The organism is Micromonospora sp. KC721, assembly GCF_004348355.1.
GTDB lineage: Bacteria > Actinomycetota > Actinomycetes > Mycobacteriales > Micromonosporaceae > Micromonospora.
In genome coordinates this window covers 1-7836 of the sequence record NZ_SMJY01000245.1, presented here as the reverse complement: position 1 = coordinate 7836, position 7836 = coordinate 1, and the positions used below count along the sequence as shown (strand labels likewise).

General features: G+C 67.9%; 11 protein-coding genes and 1 pseudogene. 5 read left to right on the top strand and 7 right to left on the bottom strand.

The genetic code is table 11. The features are described from left to right. Nucleotides 1-241: 241 nt before the first annotated feature. Entirely contained in the window at nt 242-559 is a 318-nt protein-coding gene (locus E1182_RS27445; protein ID WP_132270645.1) for a hypothetical protein, read from the bottom strand. A 118-nt stretch (nt 560-677) separates the two neighbouring features. Between E1182_RS27445 and E1182_RS27440 the strand changes: the two genes are divergently transcribed. Then, on the top strand, nt 678-1109 hold the full coding sequence (locus E1182_RS27440) for a hypothetical protein (protein WP_132270644.1): 432 nt from the start codon (nt 678-680) through the stop codon (nt 1107-1109). Between the two features lie 495 nt (nt 1110-1604). Next, nucleotides 1605-2795, top strand: coding sequence for a PD40 domain-containing protein (locus E1182_RS27435; RefSeq protein ID WP_165942735.1), 1191 nt, complete (start codon nt 1605-1607; stop codon nt 2793-2795). A gap of 451 nt (nt 2796-3246) precedes the next feature. Here E1182_RS27435 and E1182_RS32575 read toward each other — a convergent pair whose 3' ends face one another. After that, nucleotides 3247-3648, bottom strand: a complete 402-nt coding sequence (locus E1182_RS32575; protein WP_243706447.1) for a DUF5954 family protein — start codon at nt 3646-3648, stop codon at nt 3247-3249. 303 nt (nt 3649-3951) lie between these two features. Here E1182_RS32575 and E1182_RS32570 point away from each other — a divergent pair, with 303 nt between their 5' ends. From E1182_RS32570 to E1182_RS27410, 3 genes are all read left to right on the top strand, one after another. Next, a complete protein-coding gene (locus tag E1182_RS32570) occupies nt 3952-4134 on the top strand; it encodes a DUF6244 family protein (protein WP_243706446.1) in 183 nt (60 codons plus the stop codon). 302 nt (nt 4135-4436) lie between these two features. Next, nucleotides 4437-4652, top strand: a complete 216-nt coding sequence (locus E1182_RS33105) for a DddA-like double-stranded DNA deaminase toxin (protein WP_132270641.1) — start codon at nt 4437-4439, stop codon at nt 4650-4652. Beyond that, nucleotides 4649-5062 carry an Imm1 family immunity protein gene (locus E1182_RS27410; protein WP_132270640.1) on the top strand — a complete coding sequence of 138 codons (414 nt, stop codon included), beginning with the start codon at nt 4649-4651 and terminating at the stop codon, nt 5060-5062. Before E1182_RS33105 ends, E1182_RS27410 begins: the two co-directional genes overlap by 4 nt. Before the next feature lie 118 nt (nt 5063-5180). On the opposite strand, the gene E1182_RS27405 is transcribed toward E1182_RS27410, so the two are convergent. The 5 genes and pseudogenes from E1182_RS27405 to E1182_RS27390 all read right to left on the bottom strand — a co-directional run. After that, entirely contained in the window at nt 5181-5531 is a 351-nt protein-coding gene (locus E1182_RS27405) for an Lsr2 family protein (protein WP_165942734.1), read from the bottom strand. 462 nt (nt 5532-5993) lie between these two features. Then, nucleotides 5994-6197: a hypothetical protein gene (locus E1182_RS32565; RefSeq protein WP_243706445.1), complete on the bottom strand. Its 204-nt coding sequence runs from the start codon at nt 6195-6197 to the stop codon at nt 5994-5996. 10 nt (nt 6198-6207) lie between these two features. Next, the gene (locus tag E1182_RS32560) at nt 6208-6585 is read right to left on the bottom strand and encodes a transposase family protein (protein WP_243706444.1); all 378 of its coding nucleotides are present in this window, start codon (nt 6583-6585) and stop codon (nt 6208-6210) included. Between the two features lie 97 nt (nt 6586-6682). Further along, entirely contained in the window at nt 6683-7219 is a 537-nt protein-coding gene (locus tag E1182_RS27395; protein ID WP_132270637.1) for an isochorismatase family protein, read from the bottom strand. 499 nt (nt 7220-7718) lie between these two features. Continuing rightward, a pseudogene (locus tag E1182_RS27390) lies at nt 7719-7836 on the bottom strand (IS5/IS1182 family transposase); the annotation flags it as partial.

Sequence of the window (7836 nt, the reverse complement as noted above, 5' to 3'; positions counted from 1 at the left end):
GCCGCCGTGAACTGTTGCCCAAGACCATCGACGCCGTCGCCGGACTGGTGTCCGACCGCATGATCACCTGGTAGCCGAAGCCCCACCACCACAGCTCACGGCCCTACCCAATTGCGCACGAGATCGTTAGACGTGAAGCGTGGTCGTCGGCGGTAGGGGAGGGCGTGCGCCTGCCGGTCGGTGCTGCGGTGAGGTTATCGACTGCAGGGCCGGTTTGGTTACTACGCTGCGGACACCGGAGTCAGTCGTTGCTCTGTCCGCGCTTCTTCGCCGTTGAGTTAGGCGGAGTCTGGGCGGCTTGCTCCATGTGCAGGATGTTCTGGATGATCGCGGCGATGCCTTCGCGTGCTGCGGGCGAGAGTCGTTCGATGGACCGCGTCATCACCTGGACCTCTGCGCTGCTCTGCGATGGGCCCAGGAAGAAGGCCGGGCTGACGCCGAAGAAGTCGGCCAGCGCCGTCAGTGTCGCGGCTGTCGGGTTGGTGTGCTCGGCGGTGCGCAGTCTTCGCAGGGTCTCCGCTGAGATGCGATGACCTCGGGCCTTCAGTGCCTCGGACACCTCGGTGTCGGTGTAGGGACCCCGGCCCTTCGGGTGGTGGTGCGTATACAGGCATCGAAGCCGGCCTCTAATGAGTGCCGAGCCCGAGCCACCTGGTTGGTCCTCGCTCGGTGCCGCCATGACGCCCCAGACTGCGACTAGAGTTGGTTCGGCCCAGCAGTTCCCGCGCGGCATCCTCTGGCGGCACGGCCGCGCCTTGGACGTCGGCACCCTCGGCGGCAGCTTCACGGAGCTGCGGGCGATCAACAACCGCGGCGAGATCCTGGCCACCTCCCAGGCCATCGACGGAAGCGCCCGCCCGGCACTGCGGCGACGCGGCGTCCTGCACGACCTCAGCCTCGCCGGGGTCAGCACGGCGGGCACGGTGGTCGACCTCGATGACCGCGGCCGCATCGCCGCGTCGATCCGCCCGGTCTGGGGTGTCAGCCGCGCGGTCGTCTACCACCCGCGCTCGTTCGAAGGCTCTGCGGCACCCCGTCCGACCGCGTCCGGCTGTACCGCTCGATGGGCATGCCGGTCAGCCGCTTCTCCCAGGACGGTCGAGTCGTAGCTGTGCCCGATGGCACGGGTAGCCCGTCAAGCGCGCCGATCCGCTCCGGACAGGCGGGCAGGTAGACCTGCCGCTCGGCTTCGCACTGTCCGTCCGTGCTCTTGGTGCGATCCTTCGTCAGATTTGGGCTTCGGTCGGCCAGCACCCCGTCCTGGAGTAGCGCCAGGCGACTCGCGTTCCGCCGCTGGTCGGGCGCGACCCGGTGCCGCAGGGTGACGCGTGTCGACACACCCGGCAGCGACGGTGCCGAATGGCGGCGACTGGAGTATCGGGTACCGGACACGGGCGAACAATCGCGCACCAGCCCGAGCCCAACCAGGTATGACGACACAATTCGCGACACCCGCCACGACCCACAGGACCGTACGATTTCGCCTGCTCCGCCCCATCAGCACCGCCGCTGCCGGCGTAGCCGTGCTCGGCTGCCTCGCCGTCGGCGTCGCACCTGCCGCCTCCGCCTCCGCCTCCGCACCGCCAGCTACCACCCGAGTCAGCGTGGACAGCAAGGGCGGCCAGGCCACCGAGTACCGCAGCGAGCCCTTCGCGGCGAGCGCGGACGGCCGGTACGTCGCCTTCACCTCCGCCTCGCCGAACCTGATGCCGGACGACACCAACAACACCTGGGACGTGCTGGTTCGCGACCGCCGCACCGGCACCACGAGCCGGGTCAGCCAGTCCACTGTGGGAGTTGTGGGCGACAGCTCCAGCTACGGCCAGTCCCTGAGTCCGGACGGCCGGTACGTCTCCTTCACGTCTGACGCCACCAATCTGGTGCCCGGCGACACCAACGGGGACTCCGACGGCTTCGTCCACGACCGCCGCACGGGCAGCACCAGCCGGGTCACCCTGACCAATGGCGGCACCGAGGCCGACGCCCGCAGCTACGCTCCGGCCATCAGCGCCGACGCTCGGTTCGTGGCGTTCGTCTCCGAAGCCACCAACGTGGTGCCGGGTGACACCAACGGGGTGGCCGACATCTTCCTGCGTGACCGGCAGGCCGGTACCACCGTCCGGGTCAGCGGCACGAACGCCGACGCACCGTCCGACGCACCGGCGATCAGCGCCAACGGCCGGTACGTGACGTTCACCTCCGAGGCGGCGTTGGTTCCCGGCGACACCAACGGCGTCGCCGACGTGTTCATCCGTGACATGCGCACCGGCAGCCTCCGGCGGGTGAACGTGTCCACCAGCGGCGCACAGGCAAACGCGCTGACCGTCTCTCCGACGATGAGCGCGGACGGCCGGTTCGTAGCGTTCACCTCCGAGGCCACCAACCTGGTTTCCGGCGACACCAACGGCGTCGCCGACGTGTTTCTGCGAGACCTGCGCGCCGGCACGACCGTCCGGGCCAGCCTGACGGCCGATGGTGGGCAGGCCACCGGCGGCAGCAGTTACGGCCCGATGATGAGCGCGGACGGCCGGTACGTTGTCTTCAGCTCCGACGTCACCGACCTGGTGTCGGGCGACACCAACGGTGTAGCCGACGTGTTTCTGCGAGACCTGGGCGCCGGCACGACCGTCCGGGCCAGCCTGGCGGCCGACGGCGGACAGGGCAACGACGGCAGCTACAACGGGGTGGTCACCCGAGACGGCCGACACGTCGCCTTCGCCTCGGCGGCCACGAATTTGGTGCCGCGCGACACCAACGGCGTGACCGACGCATTCCTGCGCCGCATGCCCCACTGACCCACTCGATGTTAGGCGTCTCGATCGGCCCCGTGCCGCGCAGAGTGCCCCGGCTTCCTGCGAGGCCGCGGCACTCCTCGCCTATCTGGTACTCGGCCGCTGATCGTGTCCCACGGCAGGGACTGCTACCGGCACATCGACTCGATCAGCTCATCGAATCCGGGGAACTCCGCCCGTGCTGCGGAGATGATCTCACCAGCCGACTGGCGATGTGACGGTGCCCAACGTTCGGCGATCTCCACAAGGCGGTCATCCGTGCCGGGCTCATGTTCGTGATCGGGGTATGCCGTCGCTTCCCAGGGGCAAAGCCGTCAGGGAGCAGCCACAGATAGGCCCACAGGTGCTGCGCCACGACGCCCGTTTCGCCCTCCGACCCGAGGAACACCACCGGTTGCTGCTCGATCGGCTCACCAGGACGCACCAGCCAGAAGCCGCAAGGCCACCGGTACCGTCAACACCCGGAACTCGGAACCGTCGGTTGGAGACCTCTCTGCTGCCGGCCGGTTGACCAGAGAGGTGCCAACTTCAGCAGGGCCTCGCCGACGCCGGTGGGCGCGGCCGGGTCGGCGACCAGAACCTCGTCGAGGAAGCTGTCGTGCTCGTCGGCCTGCCGCGGGTCGAGGTCGGTGGGCCGCGGCGGCTCCGGCCCGTCCGGCCTGTACCGGTCGACCGGGGCCGCTCTAGACGCGCCGCATCCCCGACGCCACACGCTGCGCCTCGCAGTGCGTGTGGAGGTGGTCGCCGGTTGTGTCCATCCAGGTTGATCACTAGGCTTCGGCAATCCCACGTGGCGTGAGAACGGGAGGCGGTCTGTGCCTGTAACGGACACGATCAGCGGTGATCTCCAGGCCATGGCTGCCGGCGTCCACCGGGCGCAACAGCAGGTGGCAGCGGTCGACGATGTCGTGGAACAGATTGCTGCCCGGGCAGTCGCCTCCGGGTTCGCTGGAATCGCCGTTGGTGTGGCGCGGGTCCGTGAGACGACCGGTCAGGTCCGCGTGCGACTGACGTCGGTGGGAGGGGTCATCGCCGAGGCGTCCCGGTCGCTCGCCGCCGTGCCGCAGCAGCCGTCGCCGCAGGAGACCATCACGGCGCTCACACCGCTGGTGGCAGCGCTCAGCGCCGCCGACGGGGGCGTGGCTGCGGCGGCGGCGCGGTGGAGGAGGCCCGGCGACTGGTCACCGCGGCGCTGCAGGGAGGTCAGCCCGGTCCCACCCTGTCGCGTCCGCACCAGGTGCGCCAGAGCCTGATGGAGATTCGAACTCGGGGGGCCGAGGCCCGCCAGCACGTCGAAACGGCGCTGGCGCAGGCCCGGCAGGTCGGTGACCTGGGAAACTGACCCCGGGCGGCGGGTACATCACCCGACCGCCCGCCACTCAAACAGAGGACGTCCCCCGGCCCGTCGGCCCGGACTGGGAACAGCGAGAACCTGGTGCGCTGCCGGACATCGTGCGCGCCGCAGTGGACCGCCTGCAACCGCGTCCCGCGGGCAGCACCCGCCCCACCCTCGGTTGTGTTCAACGGCGAGGAGATCACGTCCGGGGGAGGGGACCGGTCGCTGGCGGCTGACCTGGATCACGACCCGCTACGCGGCCCGCCGGTAACCTTCTACGACCACGTGGAGTCCAAGGCCGCCGCGCGATGCGCCGCACGGGTAGCACCGAGTCGGACCTGGCGATCGACAACACCGTCTGCGGCACCAACGACCGCGACCGGAGCTACCCCTGGACCTGCGACAAGATATTGCCGACCATCCTTGCGCGAGGAAGCCGGATGCGCGTGTGGGTCACCCGCGACGGCGGCGCCACGTGGTGGCACCGTGTCTGCGTCGGCACCGGAGAAAGGGTCACTCAATGACGTTTCTGCTGCGCGACTACCACGGCCACCCCTACGAGCTGACCAGCCCGCAGGAGGCCGGCCGCCGCTTCGACGAGCAGATCGAAGCGATCATGCCGTACAGCGGCTGCGGGCAAAGCCTCACGATCGGCACCGCCGACCAGCCCGCCCTGCGCATCGACATCGACATCGACATCGACACCGACCGCGCGGCGCTGCGCTGGCTGCCCGACGGCACCTACGCCGCCGACCTCACCCCCGGCACCCCCATCACCGTCTACGAGTCACCCGACACCGGCCTGGTGGAGATCCCCGCCGACCTCGCCCGTGTGACGGCGGCGACCGCCCGCGCCGCGGTCATCGAGTACGCCACGACGGGCCAGCGCCCCACCAACCTCGACTGGAGACACGAACAGCACCCCAACTTGTGACTGCGCCAGCTTTCCGACATGCGCCCGGAATGAGAACCACACCTCGATCCTGGCCGCCTACCGTCACAACGCCGAAGCTCCAACCTTGGCGAAGGAGCCGCTGCCCTGCCCGGTTGGGTCAGCGGCCGGCCTTCGAGTGGTACTCGTCGACGATCTCCTGCGGGATCCGGCCCCGGTCGGAAATGTCCTTGCCGGCCTTCTTGGCCCAGGCACGGATCGCCTTGTTCTGCTCACGGTCGGCGGTGGCGCCACCCCGGCCCCGAGCGGCCCGGCCGCCCACGACCACACCGCCCCGCCCCGACTTCGTGCCGTGCGCGAGGTACGGAGCGAATAGGTCCCGCAGTTTCTCGGCGTTGGTGCTGGACAGGTCGATCTCGTACTGAACGCCGTCGAGGGCAAACTTGACGGTCTCGTCAGCGTCCCCGCCGTCCAGGTCATCAACCAGTCTATGAATGATCTGCTTGGCCACGTCCCACATCCCTTCCAAAAATATGGTGCGCTTGTCACAGTTGTAAACACGATAACCCGTAGGACACTTGCCACGCCAACAGGGCGCGGTGAAGTCCGGTAGCGACTACTGCCGGGGCGGGTCACGGCAAGAATGATTTCTGCACTCCCTGCCAAGGAAGTATACTTGGCGAGTAAGCGGATGAGCACTGTGAGTTGACGCGAGAGGGCTGAAGCTCGCGACTATCGCCCACCTTTGCCCGACCCCGCTGAATGCCAGCCCTCGAGCGCTATTCAGAACAGACTTATCCTCGTGTGCGGTAGATCTCGAGTCCGGTGACGGTGCGTAGTACTTCGGGGAAGTCGGTGAGGCGTCCGCGCCAGCCGGTGTCGAGGACTTTCCAGTTGACCAGATGGGCGATGGCGCGTTCGACCGCGGCCCGTGTGCTGTTGATGGCCTTGTTGCAGGCGCGTTGGACGTCGGTCAGGTCTGCTTTCGGGGTTTGCGGGTGCCGGTGATCGCGGCGGTGCCCAGGTAGCCGAGGTCGGCGAGCATGCCGGGCCCGCCGGGTTTGAGGTGGCTGGCCCACTGGCCGGCGATTCCGGATTCGGTCAGGGCTTTGCTGTCGTGGCGTGCGCCGGCAACCGGTAACCCGACATCGACCAGCCTGCCGGCCAGGTCAGGCACGGCCTGGATGTTAACCCGCTGGTGTGGCGCTTGCCGGAGTACAGGTCGGGTACGCCGGTGCGGTTGCCGGTCGGGGCCAGCATCCGTCGACCAGCACTGCTGAGCGCTTCGCCTGCTGGCGTACCTGGCCGGCCAGCTCAGCGGTCGCTTGTCGGAGTAGCGGACGCAGCAGGCGCACGATCCGCGACACGCTGGACTGCGAGCAGCCGAATAGCTCACCGGCCACGGCCTGGGCCTCGTTTCGGCGCATCAGGAACAGGGTCAGCACTACCGCCCGATACAAGCCCAGCACCCGCCGCCGTCCATGGACCGGCTGCCACACCCCGCCGAGCAGGCCGAACACCGCGCCGACCAGTGCGCGGACTTGATCGGCGGGTAGTCCGGTCATAGCTTGGCAGCGCGGCGGCTGCCCCTCGATGATCTCGGTGTTCCACACAAACCCGCAAAGCGAGCGAGAATCCCCCGACCAGTAAGCGCGACAGGCGTCAACTGAGCCAGTCGATTACCTCGTCAGTGGTGACGACCTCGCCGAACCGCGGCAGAACCACCGTCAGAGCGTGGTCATGCTCCGCTGCCGCCATGCCGCTCATCGCATCGGCCACGAAGATGACCTCGAACCCGTGATCGGACGCAGCGCGCGCAGTCGACTCGACACCCATCGTCGTGGCAAGGCCGGTCATGACCACTGAAGACACACCGCGCTCCCGCAGTTGGTCGGCCAAGCCTGTGCCGTAGAACGCACCGATGGTCTGCTTCACGACAATGATGTCGCCGGGCTGCGGCTCCATCTCCGGGACGAACCCACTGCCTGGTGGTTGCTCGGCAACGCCCGGCCGATCCACCCGGACCAGCACCACGGTGCCGCCTGCCCGGCGGAACGTTGTCACCAGGCGGCTTGCCCGGGCAACCACGTCGGCTCCCTTGTGGGGACCCATGTCCTGCTCGACGATACGCGGCATCAGGTCCACAACGATCAGCGCGGTGCGTCCGGCAAGGAATGGCTTGGTAAGGAGTGAAGGCATCCGGTGACCCTAACACCCCGGTCGGCACGGCATTGCCGCCATCAACAGCAGCCTGCCGCAGTCGATTGCGCATCATCGCAACCTGACCAACAGAACATCCTTTACGCCAGTTGGGGCGAACACCTCACCGACTTCCTCCGAATGCTACGGAGCGTCACCGGACTCGGGATCATCACACCTCGAGATAAGCCGTTCTGAATAGCGTTCCTCGTATACCACACTCGGTGGGCCTCCCTGTATGGAATGTTGTGGGCTGCGGATGAGTTCGCACCTCACAGCCGATCCGTGCAGTTACCTGACCGGGTCCGGGCCCCTGCGGAACCTAGCCACTGACGAAAGCCGTGCGCTCGTGGGACGGGAGTCAGTAGGGTCAGCCACTGCTCCGGGCGGGACGGTCTGTGATGACGTGGGCCTGGTGCTTGATCGCGAGCAGTGTGCGAGGAACACCCGTACCTGCTTATGACGGGTCGCCGAGGTAGACACCTTCATTGAGCCCTTTTCATCCTGCGTAGCGGTTGGCTTCGACGTTGTGCAGAACGAGGATGGCCTGCACGATCGGGGTCGCTCGCCGTGGGCAGCAGCGCAGCTTGGTCAGGATCTTCCAGGTCTTGAGGGTG

What these genes read in the sequence shown, in the direction of transcription:
- E1182_RS27440 (WP_132270644.1), top strand. Translation starts at nt 678, where the DNA reads ATGACGCCCCAGACTGCGACTAGAGTTGGTTCGGCCCAGCAGTTCCCG.
- E1182_RS32575 (WP_243706447.1), bottom strand. Translation starts at nt 3,648, where the DNA reads ATGGCCTGGAGATCACCGCTGATCGTGTCCGTTACAGGCACAGACCGC.
- E1182_RS33105 (WP_132270641.1), top strand. Translation starts at nt 4,437, where the DNA reads ATGCGCCGCACGGGTAGCACCGAGTCGGACCTGGCGATCGACAACACC.
- E1182_RS27410 (WP_132270640.1), top strand. Translation starts at nt 4,649, where the DNA reads ATGACGTTTCTGCTGCGCGACTACCACGGCCACCCCTACGAGCTGACC.
- E1182_RS32560 (WP_243706444.1), bottom strand. Translation starts at nt 6,585, where the DNA reads ATGACCGGACTACCCGCCGATCAAGTCCGCGCACTGGTCGGCGCGGTG.
- E1182_RS27395 (WP_132270637.1), bottom strand. Translation starts at nt 7,219, where the DNA reads ATGCCTTCACTCCTTACCAAGCCATTCCTTGCCGGACGCACCGCGCTG.